The following is a 22962-nucleotide window of genomic DNA, read 5'->3' as shown; positions in this document are numbered from 1 at the left end:
AATCAGGCAATGAAAAGACATAAATTAACAACATCATTAGTTACAACATACATTGGCTTTATTGCAACGGCACACGCTTCAGCCCCTCAGCCCTTATTCAGCCCGGAGCAGGAGGCTCGTATCGGTGAAATCGCTGCCGACTATCTGGTGTCCCACCCGGAGATTCTGGTGACGGTCAGTCATAAGCTGCAGGAACAGCAGGAGGTACGTAAGCAGAAAATGTTTGCACTCAGCGTGATGGAGAATCAGGCGAACCTTCTGCATGATCCGGACACCCCGGCTTACGGGCCTGAAAATGCAAAAGTCGCGGTGATTGAATTCTTTGATTACCAGTGCGTGTTCTGCAACCGCTTCGCGCCGGAGCTGGAGAAAGTTATGAAAGCGCAGCCGGACGTCCGCTACCTCTTTAAGGAGTGGCCAATTTTTGCTGGTCGCCGGGAAGCCTCACTTCAGGCAGCGCAGCAGGGGCTGACGGTCTGGCAAAAGAAAGGGCCGCAGGCCTATGTCACCTATCACAATGCCATCTACGCCACCGGCCATAATGAAGGCAAACTGACGGTGGAGGATATTCACGGGGCAGCGTCAAAGGCGGGACTGGCCGCCCCGGCTCCTGGCGACCATACCGCGTCCCTTGAGAAAAACAGTAACCTGGCAGAGGCGCTGGGACTCACCGGAACGCCGGGGATCATCGTCATGCCCGTTAGCGGGGCGACTCCCGACACCATCACGGTATTCCCGGAAGCCGTTACCGCTGACAGGCTTCAGGTAGCAATCCGGAAAGCCACGTCCAGATAGAGGATCTCAATTTCCTGTTTGCTGTGCCAGCCACATATGCAACCAACTTTTTTTAGCATATAGTTAAGTTCAGTAGTAAAATGCAGCGCCTCGTCGAGAGGTGATGATTATGGAGCCCGTCGTGAAATTCAAAATCCAGCACCTGCAGGCCGCAGTGGCACTGGTTCTTGCCAGTTTCCAGCCGCAACCCAAAGCGGTTGCGTGTCAGCCTACGATTGTTGAACGGGTTTACGAAATGGGCTCCAGAGTCAACAAAACCGATATCAGCGAGCTCACTGTTGCTCTCAATGACGTGGCTGAAGAATTACGCTCAAGTCGCATCGAGCTGGCCCGGTATGCAGATAGCGATTTCTCCGGCGCTATCAAAGTCGCCAGCGACATCAGAAATCATACTATCCATGTCGCAGGTATCGCAGAGTCATTTGTTCTGATGCTGCCGGAAAAAAACATTGTTCAGTCGTATGACAGGAATTCTGTTGAGTTTGCGTTCTTTAAGGCCATTAAAATGGTCAGTATTGCGACCAAAAACTACCTTAGTCTGATTGATCAAATTACACGAACGTCAGAAGTGCGTGACTCTGGAATCAACCTCCAGGCCATAAATCACCTGCTGGATTCAGGAAACAGGGCTGCGGCTAAATGGCGTTAACGGCTTAGTACAGCCATGTCACGTGGGATACGTTTTTCAAGCCCACGTTTGCCGTTTACCCTGAACTGGAGAGCCAGTTACTAGCAGAGTTCATCACGTATAAATCAACTGGCGCACCGTCGAATCTTCTTGGAAGGGACGCCCCTTTTGATTTCCCGCCATTCGCTGTCGATGCTAACGTCCAGCATATTCACGTTAACCTGCATTTCCAGTTAACCTGGAGTGCCAGACAAGAGAATTACAACCGTACCTCAGATCACTATCTCATTTACACAGAACACATGTGGGATAGCAGCCGTTTTCTGCTGATGGGGCTGATAACACCGGCTCATGAACGTATGCCAGCAAGTGATACCCGGTTACTCAGCTACTTTTCTGAAGTTGCAGAAGATTTTCACGCTTCATAACCCTCAAAACTACATCTGGTATGGTACCCGGCAAGAGAACGAAAAGGACCGGCCATCCCGCATATCCAAACCACCCCGGTTCAGAAGGGGAAGCAGGATAGCCGGCAGACCTACTTTAACGGAAGTTCCGCTGCGGCACCATTCCAGAAAATTGCGCAGCCTGCGAGCATCATAACCTGGCATCTTGTTAACTTAACATCTTGATACCTTGTTAAGTTCATATCAGATCCAGACGGTCGCGCGCCGTACGGAGGCGTGCTTCCCCGCGGCGATCGTACTGCTGGGTGGTGGTGACGCTGGCGTGGCCCATCGCATCCTTCACCGTGATTAAATCCTCACCATTATCCAGCATGGCCGTGGCAAAGGTGCGGCGTAAGTCGTGCGGTGCGCATTTGGCGATCCCGGCCTGGCGCTGACGCACCTGCAGGACATGGTATACCGCCTGGTCGGTCAGCCGGTCGTTGGTCAGGGTATCAAACCGGCGGATACGCGTGAAAAGGGGGCCAGGATGCTCACCCCGGACCTGATCTGTCCACATCTGCAGGCGCTGCCAGGTCCCGGCAGGCATGTAGGCCAGCCGTTCCTTGTTGCCCTTGCCCAGCACCCTGAGTGCCCGATCATGCGTGACAACGTCACTGAAATCCAGCCCCACCGCCTCCGAGCGGCGCAGGCCGCAGCCGAGGATGACGGCCAGCATCGCCGCATCACGCACCCCGATACTGGATTTATCTGCTTCGCAGGCCCCAAACAGCGTGCGGATCTCCTCCGGCGGCAGGGCCCTGCCTCGCGGGAGGCGGCTGCCGCGCAGGTTACGCACCGCGCGGATGTGCTGGAAGCTCTCAACGTCCATCAGCCTGAGCATCCACGCTTCCTTCGCCACCCCCTTGAGGGCCGAAAGATAGGTGTTGACGGTGGCCGTGGCCCGGCCGGTGTCGCGCAGCAGCTCGGTCACGGCCATCACGTGATGGCGGCGCAGGCTTCCCCAGCTGCAGGCATCCATGGACGTGGCGCCGAGCATGCCGGCGACAATACCCAGGAACGAGGCCATGGTCTGCCGGCTGCGGGGGGAGTTGAGGGACAGCAGATAGGCCCGGGCCGGACTGACCGGTGCGTCCTGCCCGGACAATGCCGGGAGAAAATCCTCACCAGGGGGAATGACCGCCGCAGGCAGACTCAGCTCCGGTTCATCATCGGGCATCAGTGTCATAACGGGCTCCGTCCGGACCGGAAAATGTCCGGCGCGCTGCGTGAAAAATCGGGGGTGAAAGGTACCGTCAGAGCGTACCGCAGAGAGTCTACTTTTTCAAACGTACATTTTAATAAGTAGAAAAAAACGTTAGCTAAAGTGATGACACACATAGAGTTTTAATCCTAAATGTAATATAAAAGGGTAAAAGTCCAAAACTCAGGAATTTGTATGTCAATTTCTATTTTTAATAATAATGACTTAATAAAATCATTGGTAAGTGACATTAAACGAAACAAAAAAATTTCGTTTCTAATAGGTTCAGCCATGAGTTACGAAAATGGTTGTGGTTTCCCTAATGTTCAACGGATGCTGAGCATAATACAGGAATATTTGACTGAAATTAATTCTTTTGATGATGAAGCACGCACAATTATTGAAGGTGGTGGAACAAAAGCTTATCAAGATATTTATGAGTACATTTTTAAAACAGGCGGAGATCAAAATGATATAAGAAAATTAATGAAAAGATATCTAGACAGTTCAATAAACTCTGAAACAGGTAAGTGGTATATCACAAATGGTTTGTTGTCACTTTCTGAGTATATTTCTGTAAACGGAGCTAAAGTCGAAAACATTCTAACCACAAATTTTGACCCGTTTATTGAAACAGTTTTAGAAGAAAGAGGCATGCAAATAACTCCTCACGCCTTAGATTATAATAGCAATATAAACTCCGTGCTGAGGTTCAGTGAAAAGAATGTAAATGTTGTTCATCTACATGGGTTTCACACCGGAGATACAATGCACACGTCATCGCAACTAAACAGTGTGCGAGCCAAGGTTAAAGAGTCTATACGTTCAGTTTTATCAAACTCAGATAACTTATATGTATTAGGATATGGTGGATGGGATGACATATTCATTTCATCTCTTGAAGATATTGTTGAAGAATTTGATGCTTCATATAATATACGATGGGCATTTTACTCTGAGAGTGAAGGTGAAATCCTACATAATAATAAAAAACTATTCACTATTGTTAGCCCCGCAATTGCTAAAGGACGCTTTCATCCGTATAAAGGAATTGATTGCCATAAATTATTCACTGAAGTTAATAAGAACTTACTTGATGTAGGGGAAATACAAGAACCTATCATATTCAATAGCAAACATACTGATAACGATATAAAGACCTTGGCAATAAATGATGTCTTTAATCCTAGAGCAAAAAAAAAAGATAACTCCATATCATTGATTCCTTTCAATTTACCTTTAGAAAAGGCACATGAGATGATTAGACTTTATGATCAACATTGTGCGCATCAGTATCTTTTGGAAGAGGGTGGATTTATTCTGGAGTGTGGCTGGGGATATGGAAAATTAGGATTCATATCATCCCTGGCATATTTTGATGATTTAGATAAAATAGTATTTAGAACAGACTTTGAAGGAATTACGTCAAGAAAACAAGCAGAGCACAGAATAAACGAAAACATTGGAACTAACATTTCAAATATATTTGCAATCCAACTTAAGAGTCCAATACTAATTATAATTGATAACATAAATGATGCTGACGACTCCTTGCTTATCTTCTTAAGTGAAATTGTGTCACTAGCAAAAGAATCTAGGCATCCCACGTCAGTTATCTTAGTGACATATAGTAAATTAAACCTTAATTTAAATAAAATAACATTAAAGCAATTAGACATTGATGATGTTAAAGAATATCTAAATATTGATTCAGCCAGAGATAAAATCACACCCAATCAGATCGATAAAATATATTTACTGACATCAGGAATACCTGCCAAACTTGATAAGATACAAGAATATAAAAACGTAATGTCGTTAAGTGACATTTTAGAAGAGGACTCGATTGAGATTAGTGAAGAACGTTTATTTGACAACGTACCTCAATACCTCATTGATCATGTTAATTCCTTATCTTTATCTGAAAACATAGTTAATAAAAGATTATATCAATTGCTATCAGTATTGTCAGTTCTTGAGTGTGGTGAAACTGCCAAAAACATCAAAAATTATTTTCATGAACACGATTTTAAGTTAGACGATTTCCCAAAACTACTTTCACTCAACTTAGTTATATCAATTGAAAAGAATGATTATGGAAGCATGGTGATTCTTAAAATTAATCCATTAATTAAAGATTATATAAAATCAAAATTGACTACCCAAACTGTAGTTAAGATACTTCATAATTCCATGGGTATAATTTATGGGCCTGAATGGGAATCTATAAAAATAAAACTCAGCACATCCGTTAAAACAACACTTTTGTACCAAGATTTTTATCCAGGCAATGCCCACCTTTTAACATTTCAGTATCTGAAATACTGCTATCAGACTCAACATTCATATACTGAAAAGATAACCAAGCTCTGTATTGCATATTGTATGTTTCTTAGAAATGAAGATAGATTCAAAGAATTAGCTAGTTTTTCAGAGTCTGTTTATCATTTACTTAAAATTAATAACTCAGATGATACTATTGAGATTCTTTTCTACTATTCCGAAGGCATTAGAATGATAGGGAATGACTTGCTAGTAATAGAGCTTTTACAGGAGGTGGTCGAGACTGATAGAAATATATTAAAGGTAACTAACTCAACTTATGAGGAATTACTATGTACATATATGCTATCTTTATCTATGACTTCCGATGAAAAAGCTGTTTCTATTGCATCTCGACTTCTGGAGGTCACACCAAATCGTTCTAGTTCATATTATCAAGCAAAAACAATCATAGCATCTCAAAGTGGTAATAAAAAAACCAAGGTTCAAAAACTAAAAAAAATAGAAAAAGAGGCAAGAAAGGATGGCCGTACCCTGGTTGCTAACAATATTTGCCTGCAGCTTGTTAACCTCAACGAAAATGAAGAGGATAAATATCTAAAATTAGTTTTGAGCTCTGAAGAAAATACATACACTAGAATTAGAGCATTAGTATCTTACGGGCGAAAACTTTTTAATACAAACCCTGACAAGCTAATGACGGGGGGGTTGTTAACAACAATTGTTGATGCTTATAGATATCTTTTCATACAGCGTATTTCTTTATTCAACAGATGCCATGAATTACTTTGGGATATCTTTATTATGTTTGCTAAATTATCTGACTTGTATCAACTTTATAAAACCAGCTCGATCATTTGGCGACTTAATGGTGACTCAGAACGCGAGCATAAGTATTCCAAAGAGCTAATGATGTATGCAAGAAATCACGATCAGGATAGCTCAGAATACTTTAAATATATTGAAAGCAGATATAAACATCTTAGTCAAAACATTCAGTTAATTGAAAATAATCAGTCGACTGATTGAATTAATGATGTGCGAATGCTTCAGCATCTGACTTGATGTATTAATCTAACTCAACGGCTGATGTACACGCGGGGCCGCAACTTGTGGGGAACCATAAACCAGCCTGTGTCATCAGCTAAATACAGATCATGGATCTCGGTGTGCTTCTCACAGGCCAAAGTCGGAAAAAAATCAGCATAACGTTCGCGGGTAATACGCAGTGCACGTTCAGCGAGGCCCGGCATCAGTTGCCGGTTACCTGCTGGCCACGGAGATTGTTAACCTGCGAACGCTGTGGTGAGACGGTATCGCGTCATGTATTTGAGACGGACATCTCAATTTAGCTACTACAATCTTTGTCAAAGCTCAGTGAAAATGTCTAATCAGTGGCTCGTTAGAAATGTCCATATGTTGGAAAGGCCGCTGCGAGAATATCTCCCGCACCGGCCTCTTTAGCATAACGTCATTGTGCGAACCAATTACAATTTATTTGTAATCAGCATTTTTTCAGTCGCTATACCACCACTGATAAAACCAGATTGGAGCAACCATTTTTGTAATGCATTCACATCTTGGAACAGTGCTTCGATACCACTTGATTTTGACAGGTAAGCAGCAAGATTTCTTTCTGTACTTTCAAATGGGTCATCAGTTTCTTTATTAGTGTTATTATTTATAAATATGTATTTGTTATCTTCATTCTTTTGTATTGATGCATCATCAATAATAAGACTAATATGCTCATTTATTGCATTAAGAGCTTCAAACTGAACCGTATAAGGAAAGTTTTTTATATAGTGATTTCTGATTATTTCATATATGCCATGACGGTTATAAATTTGATTCTTCATTTTGAATTCCTTAGCTAGTTAATGTCACTTAAGTGTTGCAATTCAATATGTTACATGAACGACGCTTTCATTCCCATCTTGAAAGTCGTCATCCCATATTAGCCTTACGGTAAACTTACTTGCTCTACCTAACTCCCCTGATGCAATGAGGTCAACTGATTGATATGCAACAAGAGATTCAAAAGGGAATTTACTTTCAACGTCACTCATTGAAACTGGTGAGTTATTGTCAGGGAATTCGATTCTTACGTTTTTCGCTGGACTTTTACCTTTATTAAATACTTTAAGTTTATATTTGTTATTTCCAATGTTGACTATGTTTGCGCTTACATCAGCTTTTTTAGAGCTTTCCAGTTCATTTGCTTCTTTAGTAAGCTGAAGGTTTGTTAATTTTTCTTGCGCTTCAATTAATGCCTTTTGTCTTTCATTGAACTTGATGGTTTTTATTGTTGCATATATTGAGAGAAGAAATGCTAAACCACCAAACACATCACCCAGAGATGCCGTCATTATTTAATCCTTATATTCTTATTACCTTTGAAGGCTTTTTTTAATTTATCAGAAAGATTTTTTATTAATTCTTTCTCTAGATCTTTTTGTATCTCATTTACGTGAGAATGAATATTTTCGCCATTCTCCTCTATCAGACGGTTCATTGTCATTTCTCTGCCGCATCTAGCACAGCGAACTTGCTCAATGTCTTGGTCATTGAGTAGTGTGGTAGTACCGCAAGTAGGACACTGCAAGCTAATAGATCTACTGAAATTTTTATCTTTCATGTTTTACTCTACTCTCGCCAGTTGATTGATATTTAACCGCGAAGTGGTTCGTGGTTTGCGAAAACTGAAATTTTCCCCAGCTTCCCGACGTTTATCTTTGTATATAATATCATTGAAGCTATTTGCATTTCCCAGAAATATTCTCAGGACATGATTGCAATGACTCCAGCATAGCGCACATATCGCCACTGGTCAGTGAGTCCGGGATTTCCTTTATAATTAGCGTCAAATTCACCTTTTACCAAAAATGGCCTCCGAGCTACCCTGAAGCTGTATCATGGCTTCAAGCAGGTCTTCTTCGTTCAGCGATCGCTGAGGTTTGTTGATGCTCGGAGCATGCCGTCTGCGGGAAGGCTCATCTCCTGAAGGTATCGACTGGGATCGATAATTATCCCTTTTTTTCTGGACCTGGCGGGCAACGTCCAGCACATGACCCAGTCTTTTATTATCAACAATCGCGACGGGGTCAACTTCCGACAACCGATCATAGGTGGAATAGGGGAGCAGCACATCATTCAGGCGCAGTTCCTTATGCCCGTCAGGATAGTGCCAGACATCGATATACTTCCCGATAGCCCGTCGGCTGTATTCGCTGTCCTCAATCAGATAAAGCACCTTATCGTACTGTACAGTAAGGTTTTTTGAAACCCGCCGGGGCTCACGCCAGGTAAATTCCGCATCAAGATCATCGGTTAATGCCAGTGGCCGGTGCGCATTAAAGTCATGTCGTGAGGCTTTGGCAAATCGCTGGTTGTAATCGGCCATGTATTCTTCAGCAAACGCATTTGCTGCATCTATCGTACTGATTCCTTTTAGCCTGAGTTCCTTAACTAGCCGGTCCTGAAGTGTCAGGTGGGCACGTTCAACGCGCCCCTTTGCCTGACTGGTCTCCGCGCATAGTGGGGTAATATTGAGGCAGCGCATGGCTCGGGCAAATTGGGTTTCACCAGGACCCGTGGTGGCGTGCTTATTATTGACTCTGAATACGCTGGCTTTATCGCTGTAAAGGATCATGGGTTTACCGTATTTCTCGATATAGCCGCGCGTCGCTTCAAAATAGGTAAAAGTGGACTCAGATTTCACAAACAGCAGGTGCATCAGACGACTGGTGGCATCGTCGACATAGACCAGTGCCGTACATGGCCGACCCCGGTTTTCAAACCAGTGATGGTCACAGCCATCAATTTGTATCAGCTCGCCAGTACATGGCCGCCGGTAACGGGGCTGATGAATTTTCGGTGCGCGTTGTCTACGGGGAATCCAGAGCCCGGCTTTTATCATGAGACGCCGGATGGTTTCCTTGCCCAAGATCAGACCGTGAACTTCCTCTAGTTTTTCCCGTGCCAGCGTGGGGCCAAAATCGCGGTAGCGTTCTCGTATGATACTCAGTGCCTGGTCAGTTAGTGACGCAGGCAACAGGCGGTTGCCAGTGCGACCGCGACTCTGGTTATTCATACCAAGCGGCCCGGACTGACGATAACGTTTCAGCAGACGGCTGCAATGACGTGGCGTGATGCCGAGCATCTCGGCAGCTTGGCCAGGACGCAGGTTACGTTCAATGACATCCTGAAGGATTTTGAGGCGATTGATTTCTTTCACGGTAAACATCCCGGCGTCATGTATAGCCATAAAAAACTCCTCATCAGGAAAAGTGAGTCGTTGACTAGGCATACAGATTTGAAAACTATAGCCTGGACATTCCTAATGAGCCACAAATAGACATTAGCATTGAGCCTCTACAATCTTGGTGCGCATAACAAAGATTATGTTAAATAATGTTTATTTTTCGTTTAATATCAATGCGTTAATTTAACTCGCACCCCTTTCTTACCAATGAACCTATTGCGGCAGTTTGAGAAACAGAGTCCGTTCTTGGGTTTGCGATGCCTTAAAACCATGATGAAGATAAAATCCTTTGGCTTCTTCTGTCAGCGCATGAACCATAATTGCACGAACGCCTATATTTTCAGCCACACGATAACAGCGCAATACTGCATCGTGCAGTAAATCAGCACCCAGCCCTTGTCCACGAAATGAGGCATCGATAGCCAGTCGAGCAAGTATGATTACCGGGATTGGATCTGGCATATTGCGCCTGAGACTTCCCGTTGCTTCTACATGGTTAACGCTGCCGGTGGCCAGGGAGTAAAAACCGGCAACCTGTTTGGTGCCTGTTTTACATACAACGAACGTTCTGGCAGCACCAAGTGCCTGATTTTTCAACCCTCGCTGTTTAAGCCAGTCATCGAGAACGGCCTCCCCGCTTACGAACTCAGCCATTTGATGTGAGCTGGATAAAGGTTCCGGTGCTGTTACACGTCCCACTGAGGTTTCCTTGCCAGGAGTTTATTGATGGCAGCGTCATCCGCAACTGGCGCATCGAGCATATCGATAAACTCAGCATACTGCTCATCGTTAAAGTTGAATACGCGACGATCGAGGATCACATTCTCAGCAGCCTGGCACGCCATTTCAAGGATAAAGTCTGTGCGTGATTTATGAAGGATTTCTGCAGCAGCATCGATAAGTGCTCTTTGAGACTCCTTGGCTCTGAGGTTGAGCTGGACATCTGATTTCATGAGTGTGCTCCTTGTATAGCAATTGCTTTACGAGCATAACACAGGAATAATGTATAGCAAACGCTATACACACTTTCTCTCACTGCAGATATAATCCTAAAGCTTCACAGTGTAACGACTTGAGTTAAATGCCCTGCCTGTAGATTTCTTTACACTCTGCAGGCTTACCGGATTACACATAATTCCCCTGACATTACAACGAGCGCTGCCGGCAAAAATTTCTTAGGGACAATCAGCACGCGCTGATGGGTAGTAATATGGCCTAACATCTGGAAAATTAACTTACGAGAAGGTAGTATTCGGATCGTCAGCGATCGTCTTGTGGTGGGACAGATTGTTGATTCAGATTACTTTTGTGACCTAACTCAAACTGACGGTTTGACTGCTTTGTGGTGAGGCAGGCGGGTGGCAGAAGATGGTTTTACGGAAGAAATGCGGACTTCCGGAAACAAACAGGGACAGGACGTGTCCAGTAAAACGTTCAGGAGCAGGTAACGGGATTTCCCGGAGCCTGAATGCACAAACCCCCTGAAATCTGTATCCACTTTGGCGGGCGGTTCAGATTCAGGGGGTCCAAAAGCAGGCGCGTTGCCTGTGAAGGATTATAACGCATGCACCATAGAAAACAACACCCGGCCGCCATAAGAACAGGCCGCCGTGAATGACAATCAGATTTCTGTTCACTGGTCAGATCTACCGAAAGATGAGCTAACCCGTTTCTGGCAGGATGTCGATGCCGGCACTCAGGGTAATTTCCTCATTGCACCGGTCAAAAAACTGACCCGCCGCAAACGCGGTGAACATTCCACAAAAGCCAAATGTGAGAACCCGGCCTGGTATCGCCCGGAGCATTATAAAAAGCTCTCCGGACAGCTCGGGCATGCCTACAATCGCCTGGTGAAAAAAGACAAAGAAACCGGGCAGATCAGCCTGCGCATGCATGTTTCTCGTCACCCTCTCTATGTCGCCGGCCGCCGTAAAGCAGGACGTAAATATGGCTTCCGTCCGGAACGTCAGCGCCTGCTCGATGCGCTCTGGCCAGTGCTCATCAGCTTCTGTGATGCCGGCAAGCATACCGTTGGCATGTGCATCTCCCGTCTTGCAAAAGAGCTCAGTGCAAAGGACGCAAAAGGCAATGTCATTCCGGAAACGGAGGTGACGGCGTCACGCCTTTCGCGGCTTATTGAGGAACAGGTACGGTTTGGCGTTCTGGGCCTTGCGGAAGAACGTACCTGGGATCGTGAATCCCGCTCCTGGCTGCCAACGTATGTTTATATCACCCCCGTGGGATTCCAGATGCTGGGTGTCGATATGGACAAGCTGTTTAAAGAGCAGGAAAAGAAGCTCCGCCAGAGCGCCGAGCGTGAGCAGCTGATCCGGGAAGGGGTGATGAGCGAACATGATGATGTTCAGCCCCATTCCGCGCGGAAATGCTGGTCCGGCCGTAAGCGCCGGGAGGCACTCGTTTACCGCCGCAAAAAAGGCGCGGAGCGTAAACGTGCCAACAATCTGATTAAGCTGCCGGCAGATGAACGACTCCATGCAATGTCTGAATGGATTTACCGCACCCTGCCGGCTGACGAAGCGTACTGGTGCACATCTGAGCGCCTGAAGGCTCTGGCCATCCAGCATCTTTACCAGCTGGATCTGGCGCTTTCTCCACCTGACTAATCACAGACGAAACAACAGTCTTTCTGTTTACAGGCCCCTCACTGGGGCTTTTCGTGCTGGTTTTTTTCGGCCATTCTGCTCATTTTTCATCCTTTACTCCTTTCTCCTTCCGATCACCATGACGTTCTGCCGGTCGTTATGGTCCGCAATGGCCACTGTCTCTTTTTTTTACACAGAAATCCGCAAACGAATAAGTGAAGTAACCCGGAAATGAATAAAAGACATTCCGCAAAACAGTCTTACTTCACCCTTTTTATCTCTCTGTTCATTACATTCCAGAGTAGATCTTTGTCTTCGGCTACTCTGTGGATAACGTAAAATGCCTTCGCATGCAGCGGCCTCACGGCCGCGCGCTCAGAACAAAATCAAAAGTTCCTCCCGTCGCAAGCGCCGGGCACCGTTCTGGCCAGAACCCAACACTGCATACTTACCTGACCCCTGCTAAACCGACGCCGCCCCGGCCCGAAGGGCCGGAACACCCTCGCTTTAAGAGGGATGTTGTAACTAGAAATCAGAGCCGCTGCAGTTAGCGTCGCGGTAAGCTCGCTGTACACGCTCGTAAGCGCCTTACGGCGCTAACGCGGAGATACAGCCCGTCAGCGGCCTCTGGCCTCGACGAGCTCACTCCGACCGCGCACATCATCATTCGGCGTGGCGGTTAACGGATGTGGCTTTGCAGGGTAAGGGATGGGACAGGCAGAACCTTTCAAACCGCAGCGGCTTACGCCGGTCACGGCGCCCGTCGGCATCTCTCCCTGTCTGGCCTCAGCTGGCGCCTCCATGCCGCGATGCGGCATCAGTGAGTTCTGCAGGACAGCGTGCCCATTTTTTGTTGTCAAAAATCGTTTCGGGAATATGTTTTCAGAAACAGATAAGCGAGGCGATAAAATGGACACGTTGCTTTTACCCGGCCAGAACCCCCGTGCCTGGGCGGAAACCATGATCAACCTGGAGGCCAGGAAACTGGTTAACACGGCCAACACGGTGGCGGCTATGCATCTCCAGGATGGTTTTATCCGGATTCAGTTTGTGGATGAGATCAGGGCATTTATCATGGCCCAGTTTGAAGCCGCACGCCGGGCAAAAACGGATGATGACTGTATGGCCTGCCTGCAGGCATTGCGCGCAGAGAACACCAGTCTGCTTGAACAGTCCCGTTCGCTCAAAACCGGCTATGCAAAACTCTATGCCGAGGTGAAGGTTGTCCGGGACGAGAACAAAATTGTGGGCTACATCATTTCAGCGGTCGACGTCGTGGTGGCCGGTGCGGCCATCTTCGGTGGGATCGTCATGATGTCTTCGATGACGCCGGTGGGCGTGGTGGCCGGCGCGGTGATTGTCGTAAATGGATTCAACACGATTTCACGGGAAGCCGCGCACAACCTCCTCGGCGATAAGCAGACGGAGGGAATTTTCGCTGACGGCTCGATGGAGATCGCTGAATTTCTGGGCTTCAGCCGGCAGCAGGGTCTGGGGACCTATAAGGCAGTCACACTCTTCAGTGAGGTCTACGGCGCGTATGGTCTGCGGCTGAAACCCGAAGCACAACGGCTGTGGTACTGGACCAGGCCCGATTTCTTCAGGAAAGTATCCGGTACGCCACGTCCCGCAATGGCGCTTAAGATTGCGGGATGGGGGGTTAAAGCCAAAGTGGCGCTTGATTTACTGACTATTGAGCCTTCCGGGAAATAGTCTTCTGCAGGCGGAATGCTTTCCAGCCCAGCGCAGGTGGGAAGGTCACCCAGGCGATGATCAGGACAACAAGGGAGCTCATGCCCCCGGAAAGAATGTGTGTCCGGCTGCCGGCAATAAGGGTGACCAGCATTACCAGAACCAGCGCGACGGTGATCCATACCGACACACGGAACCGCCGTGAGAGCGCATCGATGAGATGCTGCATGGTGCCTCCCCCTGCTGCAAGCCGGCCCTGTAAATTGTCCACTTCGCTCTTGCTGAAACCTGCCTCAAGCAGCTCTTTCTCACTGATAGCCATCTCGTCCTCCCTAATCAGGCGAAAGTATACTGTATCAGACCAATAATCCCCAGGTGACCGGCGTAAGCATAATAAAAGAAATTACGCGGCATGAAACGTTTGCTGCCTTCCGGACAGATTCTCCTGCAGAAGGAAACTACTGCCAGGGGGAATACCAGAGTAGGCAGCGTGGCCAGTAATAATGTTTCTGCGGGCAGGTTCAGGAGATGCGATAACCCGTTTAAACAAATCAGTGACAGTACGGCAGTGATGGCCGCCAGCCGCTGCACTTCGGGCGTATCGCTGCCCGAAACGGTTGCCATACTGATGGCCAGCGTAATTCCAGCCAGTCCGTAGCTTGCCGGATGCAGTGGCCAAATCATGAGGACCAGGAGCAGATATCCGGCAAGCATTCCTTTCCGGCCGTGCCGGTAGTGCAGGGCAAGCAGTTGCGTGACGCCGGCAAACACGAACAGTATGTTCAGAGCCCACCAGGGCTGGTGATGCCAGAAGGCCAGGCTGAACACCGGCTGCGTGATGACTGCCCAGATCCACAGACGACTGGCTCTCTTCTGCAGTCGTTCCGGGCTGCGCTGTACGTTCATCGCCCATATAAGCGTGAACAGGGGGAAGGCCATCCGGCCAAGCGCATACATCACCGGCCAGGCTGGCGACAGAAACACCGTATTGGTGTGGTCGATAATCATGGCCAGAAGTGCGAGGAGCTTGACCATATCCAGAGCAGCGGGACTGAGCTGGCTGGCATTCCGGATACCGGGAAGAACGTCGGGTACTGAATGATTCATGCTGAATATTCCCCTGGCGACACGCGGTTAACAGCCAGCCCTGAACATAATGCCAGAATGCCCTGCCGGTTTGCGTTGTGACCTTAATCTTAAGTTTCTCCAGAATCTTGCGCACCGCAAATTCTGATTTATCACGCAACACGCGCATTGCACCTGCCACATCCTTATTCTGAATACAGATATTTAAAATATGAAAATCGTTCATAACACTCCCTTCCTTACTACATATATCGGCAAATATATTGATATATTTAGATTAAGGAGTGCAATTGCTTATTATTTTACCATATTTTGCATGGGCAGATTTTTATAATTATAAAACATGCTGCTGCAAAATAACTTAATATACATCTCAACCTAAAACCGATTATTCCTGGCTGATATCCGAAGAGGGAGCAGGATGAAGCTTTGCATAATCTTCTCGAAGCGATTTTGCCGCGGGTTTCCAGGCTTTCGCCCACTCATCATCCATTCTTCCTACACCAACAATCTTCAGTGCGACAGCATAGGGGGTGCGCCCTTGCTGTTTTGAAAGCCACAGGATGTGATCATCAATTCTGTCATCAGGTATATCGTCGATAATGGAATGGATAACATCGAGATCTTCTGGCAGCCACGGCTTTCCAGTACGGGGAAACACCAGGTCCGGTTCGCGCGGTTTCTTTACCTTCTCGTTTTTAGCGATCTGTCTGGCTTCTTTCTCCGCAGAAATGAGTCGTAGTCGCTCCTTAAGCCCACCCAGTGTGGCAACCGTTTTAATTAAATTTTCTCGCTGTTCGCGAGTAATGCTTTGCTCATCGCAGATCAGGTCGTTCAGGGTATCGATGAGTGTATCTACCCGATTTTCTGTTAATTTCATTTCCAGTTCTCGCTTAAGGCTACAACTCAGCATTCTATTAGATATCTATCTGATTTCGCATCCCTGTTGAGCTCATAAATGCAGTCCATGGTCTCGATCACTGAGCATGGAAGCCTGATGCTAAAATGATATACTGATGTAAGAACAAATCTTACATAATGAAACGGAGGGGTTATGGCCCGTACGATGACGGTGGACGTGGGTGATGAGCTGCGCGAATTTATCGATTCCCTGGTTAAGGCTGGTGATTACCGTACCCAGAGCGAGGTCATGCGAGATGCGCTGCGTCTTCTGCGAGAGAAGCAGGCTGAATCCCGCCTTCAGGAACTGCGCGATCTGCTGGCCGAAGGTATCAACAGCGGCGAGGCGAAACCGTGGAACAAGGATGCATTCCTGAATAATGTCAGGGCCAGGGCGGCAAATGAAAGAGATTGAGCTGACACCCAAAGCAGAAGAAGATCTGGAAGCAATCTGGGGCTACAGCTTCCGACAGTTCGGGATTGTTCAGGCGGATGCGTATATCAGCCGTATAGCAGCGGTTTTTAACGTGCTGGCCATGCATGACATCGGCACGCATCGCGCGGAGCTGGGAGACAATATCTGCTCGCTGCCGGTGGAACAGCACATGATCTATTTTGTGCCATCGCATTCGGTGGTTACGGTCATACGTATTCTCAGCCAGTCTCAGGATACGGCACGGCATGAACCCTGGAGATAATCGAGTAAGAAATTAAATAAACTATAATAAATTCAATGACTTAATTCGTGTAATCTATCTTATGTTAAATCAAGCTGACTCGTTAGCCTTTCCAGTCACGCTGAAGATTGTCCTCTTTTCAGATAACCACCATATTAATGGAACGCCCCATATGGGACGTTCTTTGCGTTCACTCTAGGTCTGCGTGCCTTTTAAACATCGTTTCGCTGGTTTCGCCGAGCTGGGCCATCAGCTCAAGCACGATTGCGTCATAGGCGATAAAGCAGAGCTGCTCAAAAGCCGAGCCCATAGGCTGTGAAAAAGCACCGTCTTCACGCTCGTTGTCTTCTTTCACGGTTCCAGGCAATACAAGAGTGCTTTTGGCCAGTTTGCCGATTGTGGATTCCGCTTTCATTGTGACAAGCGCCACATCCATGCCACAGGCTACGGCCTTCTGCGCCAGGCTCACCAGACTGCCGGTCTCACCGCTGCCGGAGCCAATAATGACCAGATCGCCCGGTTTCGTATGAGGAGAAGAAATTTCGCCGACAACGCTTACTGAAAGACCGAGATGGAGAAGACGGTTTGCAAAGCCGCGGATGGCGATGCCGCTACGACCCGCGCCCTGCAGAAAGATATGTCTGGCATTCTTAATCTGTGAGACGAATTGGGCAGCCTGAGCATCATCAATCTTCATCGCATTTTGCTGCAACTCGCTCAGGATATTTAAAGTATTTTGTTGAACGCTCATGTGATTCCCTCCCTTTAAGCGATGGTACGGCCACCATCCATCAGAATGGTTTGCCCCTGGATGTACGAGTTATCTTTATCAGCCAAAAAGATTGCCAGGTTAGCCACATCGTCAATGGTGCCAAGGCGGCGTACCGGGATTTTTTCCAGAACAGCATCAAGATCGGCCTGAGTGGGATAATTGACGCGCATCATTTCACCGGTATCAATCAGACGTGGAGCGATAGCGTTAACATTGACACCCTTAGGCCCCAGTTCTTTTGCCAGACCACGGATCAATCCTTCACCGCCAGCTTTGCTGGCCGGGTAACTCACTCCGCCGCCAGTACCGGAAAGCGCGGATCCAGATGAGATATAAACGATAGATCCATGGTTAGTGGTGAAATCGTCGTAGAATGCTTTAACTGTGTTAAACAGGCCAGTGAGGTTAATTGCAATTGTTTTATTCCACTCTTCAAAAGTGATGTTATTAATCTTATTAGCAAACGCCACGCCAGCGTTGAGTACCAAAATATCAATGCGTCCGAAGGTTTGAAAAACCTGCTCGCGAACGTTTTCCAAAGCTATCGGATCGGATACATCTGTTTTAACGAATAAGGATTTAACATTACCGAAAGTTAACTCTTCGGCAGTCTTTTTACCATTTTCTTCATTATAATCGACAATGACAGTATGAGCCCCACGGTCTGCGAATTGCTTAGCAATTCCTTTACCGATCCCATGTGCCCCACCGGTTACTAGCGCGACTTTACCTTCAAAATTACTCATTTCACTATACTCCTCAAAATCTCATGACAAAGGGGAAGACAACTCCCCTTTCAGGCAATTGGTGCTTTAATGAATGCCAATAATAATGTGTAGGATTACTGAATTTATTTAGTAGCAACTTGCTATTGAATCGCCACCCTTAATGCCTGATAGCTTTCTCTAGGGGTGTCATTAAATAGCGCACCGCCAACAACAATTAAATCAGCTCCAGCCTCTTTTACCTTTTTAGCAATTTCGGCGTTAACGCCGCCATCAACTTCAATCTGAATGTTGCGCCCGGCAACCATTTTTTTAGTATTGCGGATTTTCTCCAGGCTCTTTTCAATAAATGTCTGCCCGGGCTGACCTGGATTAATGGTCATAATTAAAATATAATCAATATCATCCAGGAGGTATTGAATTACATGTTCCGGCGTCCCTGGATTGAGTACCACACCGGCTTTGCGCCCCGCTTTCTTGATCTTCTGGATAATATAATGCACATGTGGTGTTGATTCATAATGAACCGAAATCATTTCCGCGCCGGTTTTAATAACGTCATCGATATGTCTTTCCGGATTTGCCAGCATCATATGCACATCAAATGTCATTGAACTGGCTTTTTTCATTGCCGCAATTTGATTAGGGCCGAAAGCTATATTGCTTACATAAGTTCCATCCATTAAATCAACATGCAGAATTTCTGTTTTTTCTTTTTCCAGAAACTGAATTTCTTCCTGCAAACGTAATATGTTTGCACCAAAAACTGATGGTAAAATTTGTGCCATTTTAGTCAACTCCGTAAATTAATGAGTAACTGTGCTCAACCAGTAGGTCAGAATCTCCCATGGGCCGGTTAATACGAAGTCCGTGCCCTGGCCATTCAGGCCGACGCCAGCACCGTTCAGGAACTGAGTTGCACCTGGTGCGACATATCCCCCCAGATACATAACCACCACACAGAACAGTAAGGTTGAGATAATCGAGCGAATAACGTTGCCGTTACTGACCATGACGGTCATGGTCGTCATGTAGATAATTGACATCAGCACGCCGATTGGGAATATCTGAATACCCGGTAAAACCAGCGCACATAGCATTGTCAGAGGGATGGTAATAACGGTGACAGTAACCGTCGCTGGATCGCCAAGTGCCAGCGCGCAGTCCATCCCGATATTCAGTTCCGCATCTTTACCCATCTGCTTTTGCATGATTTCTTTAGCACTCTTACCTATCGGGTTAAGCCCTTCCATAAGGACCCCAACCACTTTTGGCAACAGCACCATGACGCCAGCCACGCCCATCGCCATTGGCACGATAGTTGTGATGGGCTGTTTCGTTAACAATCCTAGGATACACCCGACAATCACACCGATGATTGCGGGTTCACCGAATACACCCAGTCGCTTCTGAACACTCTCTAAATCCACATCCAGCTTGTTTAAACCTGGAATGAAGTCGATAATTTTGTTAACAGCCCATGCAAATGGAAGTGTCCATCCGATGTGGATCATTGTGGTACAGGTTGTCCCCTCCAGGCCATAGTATTTTTGCCATCTTGGCGCAATAAGATCGCCAATAAACAATGCGGCTACGCTCAGAGCCACGGCAATACCCAACCCAAGGAAAAAGCTGTCAAAGACGAAATACGCAAGCGCCCCCGGAACCAGGAAATGCATATAGTTCCAGATGTCCACATTGAGAGTTTTGGTAAGCTTCAGACGAACCAGGATCAGATTCAGGATAATGCCAATAGGAATAACCATTGCGGCAAACGGGGCAACCCACGCAGCTGCGCCAACGGCAGGCCATCCAATGTCAGCCACGGTGAACCCGCTGCCAATTTTTGAGTAATACGCAATTGCTGGCTGCAGGGCTGTGTTTAGCAGCCCAACAACCAGTCCCAGGCCGATGAAACCGATACCTACAGTAATGCCAGATTTAATGGCAGCACCAACTTTCATTCGAAAAATCAGACCTAAAAGGAAAATAACAAGCGGCAATATTGCTGTAGCGCCCATGCTTGTAATAGTAAACATGATGCTTTTTAACATTTCCATTTAACCATCCCCCGTCTTTTTTAGACTTTAGCCTTTGGAAATTTCGCTTAACAGTTCACCTAATTTTTTACGCAGTGCGGCTTCGTTAATACCGGTAATAAAACCTGCGACGCTCATGTGCGGCTTACCAATATCACCTTTATAATTATTCGTTGTCAGAACCACATCAGCGCTTTGCATTTCGGAGGCCAGTTCGGACATACTGCATTTATTAATTTTTACGTTGGCAATGCCGTATTCAGCACAAACCGATTTAACTTCATCAGCGGCAAGTGTGGAGGTTGCTACACCGCTTCCGCAGGCTACGAGGATAGTAATCATGGTAAAATCTCCGGGTAATTGTTATTTAATTATCGTGTTAATAAACAATGCTCTTGCTTCTTCAGCAGGAAGCTCCAGCATCTGGTGATAAAATTCAGCTAGCTGAAGATGGTTAAACAACGCCTTCAACAACTGCAATTGATCTGCTGGTTGAGTAACAACCAGGTTAACAACCAGGCGAACCCACAATTTCTCGTCACCATCTGCCTGATTAACTTCAATTTCCTGAGGTAAACGGATGATGTAAATCGCCGGGCTGACGGCGTGCTGGCTATCGCAATGTGGGATAGCGACAGCATAGCCATCAAGTAAAATTCCGGTTGGGTAGTCGGCTTCACGTTCACGCAACGCCTGGAGGTAAGTGTCTCTTACTATCCCATCAGCCAGATGTTTCTGGTGAATATGCTCCAGCACTTCATCATAATTTTTGTATGCCGCACAATCCGCGACATTGATAGAAATTGTGCCCACTAGCTTCTCCTCATTCCGTCAAACGCTCATGTGAGCATCTTTGTAATCACATGAGCAGTTATAGCACATCAATGATTTGCTGAAATGGGAAGCTTGCAAAAGTTATATCTTGATCACACAAAATCACATAAGCGCATCAATTAAAATGCTCTCATGAGCAAACCTGACGATTAATTAATGCACCACACATGATTAACTGATTGATTTTTAATAAATTGAATTGAATTGGCTTATTGATGGGACTTTTAAGATGGCAATACTTAAAACGCTCTTATGAGCGAAATGTTTTGATTGCAGTTGTTTCTGCAGGACAACTGCACATAAGATGTACCGTTATTGATATTATTATTTTAAAATCAACACGTTACGACTGTTGTATGTTTCGCAACTTCGGCAATACCGTCTTTATCAGCAATATCATTAGTAATCAGCGCGGTAATCTCAGACCAGTCGCAGATCTTAAACAAGCTGCTTCGCTGGAACTTAGTGTAATCGCCCAGGATATATTTCTTCTCGGAATGGGCAATGATCGTTCGATCCAGAAAGGCATCCGAGGAGGACGGCGTGGAGGGACCTGTCATATTGTTGAAGCCATCGGTACCGATAAAGCATAGATCTACGTTAATATCATTAATCATTGACACAGCCCACCCGCCAAAGACAGAAGAGCTTTTCTTCCTCAGCTCTCCACCGAACAAAAAGACTTGGTTATCAGATTCGATCAGCACACAGGCTACCGGCAAAGAATCGGTAAAAATTTTAAAGCCAGATTTCATGCACAACAGATTAGCCAGTTCATAGTTAGAACTCCCTGTGCCAATGATCATTGAGCTGTTGGGGGGGATAAAGTCCAGCGCTTTTCTGGCGATAGCTTGTTTGAAGGTACTGTTTTCTTTTTCCCTGACCTGGAAAGGATGTTCGACAGCCCCCTGCTTTAAGGTCGCCCCTCCATGGCTTTTAACCAACAGTCCTTTTTTTTCCAGATGAGTGAGATCTTTGCGGATAGTTTCATAAGTGACCTCGTACTTTTTCGCAAGGTCACTAACGTAAACGGTACCAGCCGAGATAATCTCTTCCAGGATCAATTTTCTCCTCTCTTCAACCAGGTACATCCTTCCCCCTATCAACATTCTTCATATTGCAATGAAGCGAATCATAGCACAGAAGATGCAAACAAAAACAAACTCAAGGAGAAGACAAGTCGCCACAGGCCTGTGATAGGTCATTTGAGAAAACAACAGGTAACTAATAATAATATCATATAAAAATCAATTAATTAAAAAATAGTAAATCAACTTACATCAATACATCCTCTAAAAAAAACGTCCCTGAACTGCATAGGTAAATTGGCGTAAATTAGCTTTTATTTGTCTTTGTTGGTTTTTAATGATAATAAAATCAAATGCTTACTTATTTTGTGACTTGGATCTCAGTTGACAACCAATATTTACCAACCGCATACTTGGCCTAAGTTCTTTATGACAGGTTGGTTGAGATGAAAACGAAAATTGCAATCGCATGTGATGATGTAGGATTTGATCGTAAGGAGGAAATTAAAAAGTACCTCGAAGAAGAGAAAAATGCCGAGGTCGTGTACGATCCCGTTAAACGAAAAGAAGAAGGTTTCAATAACTTCGCTCGTCTTGCGGATGAAATGGCAGGTGTTATTCAGCGGGATGAATGCCGCCTAGGTATCTACATTTGCGGTACCGGAATTGGCTTTACTTGCCAGATAAATAAGCACTGGGGGATCCGTGCTGTCGCCGTCACCAATCCCTACTCGGCCAAGCGAGCAAGACTCAGTAACAATGCGCAGGTGATTGGACTTGGCTGCAGAGTTAATGATCTTGAATACACAAAAATGATCGTTGATGCCTGGTATGACAACGCTTTCGACTTTGCCACTGCAAGGGAAAATTCCAAAAAGAATCTTCTGGAAGCAGAACGCAGTGACAACGCATTGCTGACGAAACCTGAAAATGTTCGATGGAATATGGGTTTCAGACCAGATGATGAGAAATCAGAGGGCTAATAA

26 protein-coding genes and 1 pseudogene are annotated in these 22962 nt (G+C 46.1%); 9 read left to right on the top strand and 18 right to left on the bottom strand.

Annotated features, from left to right (window positions below):
* Positions 1 to 9: 9 nt before the first annotated feature.
* The 3 genes from AC2FAP_RS22980 (at position 10) to AC2FAP_RS22970 (ending at position 1851) form a co-directional block, all read left to right on the top strand.
* The gene (locus AC2FAP_RS22980; protein WP_045343960.1) at positions 10 to 795 is read left to right on the top strand and encodes a DsbA family protein; all 786 of its coding nucleotides are present in this window, start codon (positions 10 to 12) and stop codon (positions 793 to 795) included.
* Between the two features lie 121 nt (positions 796 to 916).
* On the top strand, positions 917 to 1444 hold the full coding sequence (locus AC2FAP_RS22975; RefSeq protein ID WP_230682133.1) for a hypothetical protein: 528 nt from the start codon (positions 917 to 919) through the stop codon (positions 1442 to 1444).
* A 65-nt stretch (positions 1445 to 1509) separates the two neighbouring features.
* Positions 1510 to 1851 carry a type II toxin-antitoxin system YafO family toxin gene (locus AC2FAP_RS22970; protein WP_485453022.1) on the top strand — a complete coding sequence of 114 codons (342 nt, stop codon included), beginning with the start codon at positions 1510 to 1512 and terminating at the stop codon, positions 1849 to 1851.
* A 217-nt stretch (positions 1852 to 2068) separates the two neighbouring features.
* Here the strand turns inward: AC2FAP_RS22970 and AC2FAP_RS22965 are convergent, their stop codons facing one another.
* Positions 2069 to 3058 carry a tyrosine-type recombinase/integrase gene (locus AC2FAP_RS22965; RefSeq protein ID WP_014172315.1) on the bottom strand — a complete coding sequence of 330 codons (990 nt, stop codon included), beginning with the start codon at positions 3056 to 3058 and terminating at the stop codon, positions 2069 to 2071.
* A gap of 210 nt (positions 3059 to 3268) precedes the next feature.
* On the opposite strand from AC2FAP_RS22965, the gene AC2FAP_RS22960 reads away from it, so the two are divergent.
* A complete protein-coding gene (locus tag AC2FAP_RS22960) occupies positions 3269 to 6385 on the top strand; it encodes an SIR2 family protein (protein ID WP_100122923.1) in 3117 nt (1038 codons plus the stop codon).
* Positions 6386 to 6489: 104 nt separating this feature from the next.
* Here the strand turns inward: AC2FAP_RS22960 and AC2FAP_RS22955 are convergent.
* The 7 genes and pseudogenes from AC2FAP_RS22955 to AC2FAP_RS22925 form a co-directional block, all read right to left on the bottom strand.
* Positions 6490 to 6624, bottom strand: a pseudogene (locus AC2FAP_RS22955) (ISNCY family transposase); the annotation flags it as partial.
* A gap of 219 nt (positions 6625 to 6843) precedes the next feature.
* Entirely contained in the window at positions 6844 to 7215 is a 372-nt protein-coding gene (locus AC2FAP_RS22950; protein WP_055313351.1) for a hypothetical protein, read from the bottom strand.
* Between the two features lie 42 nt (positions 7216 to 7257).
* Positions 7258 to 7725: a hypothetical protein gene (locus AC2FAP_RS22945; protein WP_048242157.1), complete on the bottom strand. Its 468-nt coding sequence runs from the start codon at positions 7723 to 7725 to the stop codon at positions 7258 to 7260.
* On the bottom strand, positions 7725 to 7994 hold the full coding sequence (locus AC2FAP_RS22940) for an ECs_2282 family putative zinc-binding protein (RefSeq protein ID WP_001610304.1): 270 nt from the start codon (positions 7992 to 7994) through the stop codon (positions 7725 to 7727). The genes AC2FAP_RS22945 and AC2FAP_RS22940 overlap by 1 nt, the downstream gene beginning before the upstream one ends.
* A gap of 231 nt (positions 7995 to 8225) precedes the next feature.
* Positions 8226 to 9623 (bottom strand): ISNCY family transposase, encoded by a 1398-nt coding sequence (locus AC2FAP_RS22935; protein ID WP_100122922.1) that lies wholly within the window; start codon positions 9621 to 9623, stop codon positions 8226 to 8228.
* Between the two features lie 210 nt (positions 9624 to 9833).
* Positions 9834 to 10319: a GNAT family N-acetyltransferase gene (locus tag AC2FAP_RS22930; RefSeq protein WP_014172305.1), complete on the bottom strand. Its 486-nt coding sequence runs from the start codon at positions 10317 to 10319 to the stop codon at positions 9834 to 9836.
* Positions 10307 to 10573 (bottom strand): type II toxin-antitoxin system TacA family antitoxin, encoded by a 267-nt coding sequence (locus AC2FAP_RS22925; RefSeq protein WP_014172304.1) that lies wholly within the window; start codon positions 10571 to 10573, stop codon positions 10307 to 10309. The genes AC2FAP_RS22930 and AC2FAP_RS22925 overlap by 13 nt, the downstream gene beginning before the upstream one ends.
* A 657-nt stretch (positions 10574 to 11230) precedes the next feature.
* Here AC2FAP_RS22925 and repA point away from each other — a divergent pair.
* Positions 11231 to 12244 carry a plasmid replication initiator RepA gene (gene repA / locus AC2FAP_RS22920; protein WP_014172302.1) on the top strand — a complete coding sequence of 338 codons (1014 nt, stop codon included), beginning with the start codon at positions 11231 to 11233 and terminating at the stop codon, positions 12242 to 12244.
* A gap of 888 nt (positions 12245 to 13132) precedes the next feature.
* A complete protein-coding gene (locus tag AC2FAP_RS22915) occupies positions 13133 to 13936 on the top strand; it encodes a DUF4225 domain-containing protein (RefSeq protein WP_041163021.1) in 804 nt (267 codons plus the stop codon).
* Here the strand turns inward: AC2FAP_RS22915 and AC2FAP_RS22910 are convergent.
* The 3 genes from AC2FAP_RS22910 to AC2FAP_RS22900 all read right to left on the bottom strand — a co-directional run bounded on the left by AC2FAP_RS22910 (position 13914) and on the right by AC2FAP_RS22900 (position 15914).
* The gene (locus AC2FAP_RS22910) at positions 13914 to 14237 is read right to left on the bottom strand and encodes a hypothetical protein (protein ID WP_014172383.1); all 324 of its coding nucleotides are present in this window, start codon (positions 14235 to 14237) and stop codon (positions 13914 to 13916) included. The genes AC2FAP_RS22915 and AC2FAP_RS22910 overlap by 23 nt on opposite strands.
* 14 nt (positions 14238 to 14251) lie before the next feature.
* The gene (locus AC2FAP_RS22905; RefSeq protein ID WP_045343610.1) at positions 14252 to 15022 is read right to left on the bottom strand and encodes a TraX family protein; all 771 of its coding nucleotides are present in this window, start codon (positions 15020 to 15022) and stop codon (positions 14252 to 14254) included.
* A gap of 367 nt (positions 15023 to 15389) precedes the next feature.
* Complete coding sequence (locus tag AC2FAP_RS22900; RefSeq protein WP_014172381.1) at positions 15390 to 15914, bottom strand: hypothetical protein; 525 nt, start codon at positions 15912 to 15914, stop codon at positions 15390 to 15392.
* A gap of 141 nt (positions 15915 to 16055) precedes the next feature.
* Between AC2FAP_RS22900 and AC2FAP_RS22895 the strand changes: the two genes are divergently transcribed.
* Both AC2FAP_RS22895 and AC2FAP_RS22890 read left to right on the top strand, forming a co-directional pair.
* Positions 16056 to 16316, top strand: coding sequence for a type II toxin-antitoxin system ParD family antitoxin (locus tag AC2FAP_RS22895; protein WP_014172380.1), 261 nt, complete (start codon positions 16056 to 16058; stop codon positions 16314 to 16316).
* Entirely contained in the window at positions 16303 to 16599 is a 297-nt protein-coding gene (locus AC2FAP_RS22890) for a type II toxin-antitoxin system RelE/ParE family toxin (protein WP_014172379.1), read from the top strand. The genes AC2FAP_RS22895 and AC2FAP_RS22890 overlap by 14 nt, the downstream gene beginning before the upstream one ends.
* Before the next feature lie 169 nt (positions 16600 to 16768).
* Here AC2FAP_RS22890 and hxlB read toward each other — a convergent pair whose 3' ends face one another.
* The 7 genes from hxlB to AC2FAP_RS22855 all read right to left on the bottom strand — a co-directional run bounded on the left by hxlB (position 16769) and on the right by AC2FAP_RS22855 (position 22039).
* Positions 16769 to 17329, bottom strand: coding sequence for a 6-phospho-3-hexuloisomerase (gene hxlB / locus AC2FAP_RS22885; RefSeq protein ID WP_041163020.1), 561 nt, complete (start codon positions 17327 to 17329; stop codon positions 16769 to 16771).
* A gap of 14 nt (positions 17330 to 17343) precedes the next feature.
* A complete protein-coding gene (locus AC2FAP_RS22880) occupies positions 17344 to 18096 on the bottom strand; it encodes an SDR family NAD(P)-dependent oxidoreductase (protein ID WP_014172376.1) in 753 nt (250 codons plus the stop codon).
* Positions 18097 to 18218: 122 nt separating this feature from the next.
* Entirely contained in the window at positions 18219 to 18863 is a 645-nt protein-coding gene (gene rpe / locus AC2FAP_RS22875; RefSeq protein WP_041163019.1) for a ribulose-phosphate 3-epimerase, read from the bottom strand.
* A gap of 18 nt (positions 18864 to 18881) precedes the next feature.
* Positions 18882 to 20135, bottom strand: coding sequence for a PTS transporter subunit IIC (locus tag AC2FAP_RS22870; RefSeq protein WP_014172374.1), 1254 nt, complete (start codon positions 20133 to 20135; stop codon positions 18882 to 18884).
* Positions 20136 to 20162: 27 nt separating this feature from the next.
* Positions 20163 to 20456 (bottom strand): PTS sugar transporter subunit IIB, encoded by a 294-nt coding sequence (locus tag AC2FAP_RS22865; protein ID WP_004105500.1) that lies wholly within the window; start codon positions 20454 to 20456, stop codon positions 20163 to 20165.
* A 21-nt stretch (positions 20457 to 20477) separates the two neighbouring features.
* Entirely contained in the window at positions 20478 to 20927 is a 450-nt protein-coding gene (gene gatA, locus AC2FAP_RS22860) for a PTS galactitol transporter subunit IIA (protein WP_014172373.1), read from the bottom strand.
* Positions 20928 to 21283: 356 nt separating this feature from the next.
* Positions 21284 to 22039 (bottom strand): DeoR/GlpR family DNA-binding transcription regulator, encoded by a 756-nt coding sequence (locus tag AC2FAP_RS22855; RefSeq protein WP_041163018.1) that lies wholly within the window; start codon positions 22037 to 22039, stop codon positions 21284 to 21286.
* Between the two features lie 383 nt (positions 22040 to 22422).
* On the opposite strand from AC2FAP_RS22855, the gene AC2FAP_RS22850 reads away from it, so the two are divergent.
* Complete coding sequence (locus AC2FAP_RS22850; RefSeq protein ID WP_041163017.1) at positions 22423 to 22959, top strand: RpiB/LacA/LacB family sugar-phosphate isomerase; 537 nt, start codon at positions 22423 to 22425, stop codon at positions 22957 to 22959.
* Positions 22960 to 22962 lie beyond the last annotated feature (3 nt).

This window comes from Enterobacter cloacae complex sp. 394I7 (genome assembly GCF_057320345.1).
This window is presented reverse-complemented; position numbering and strand designations above follow the sequence as displayed.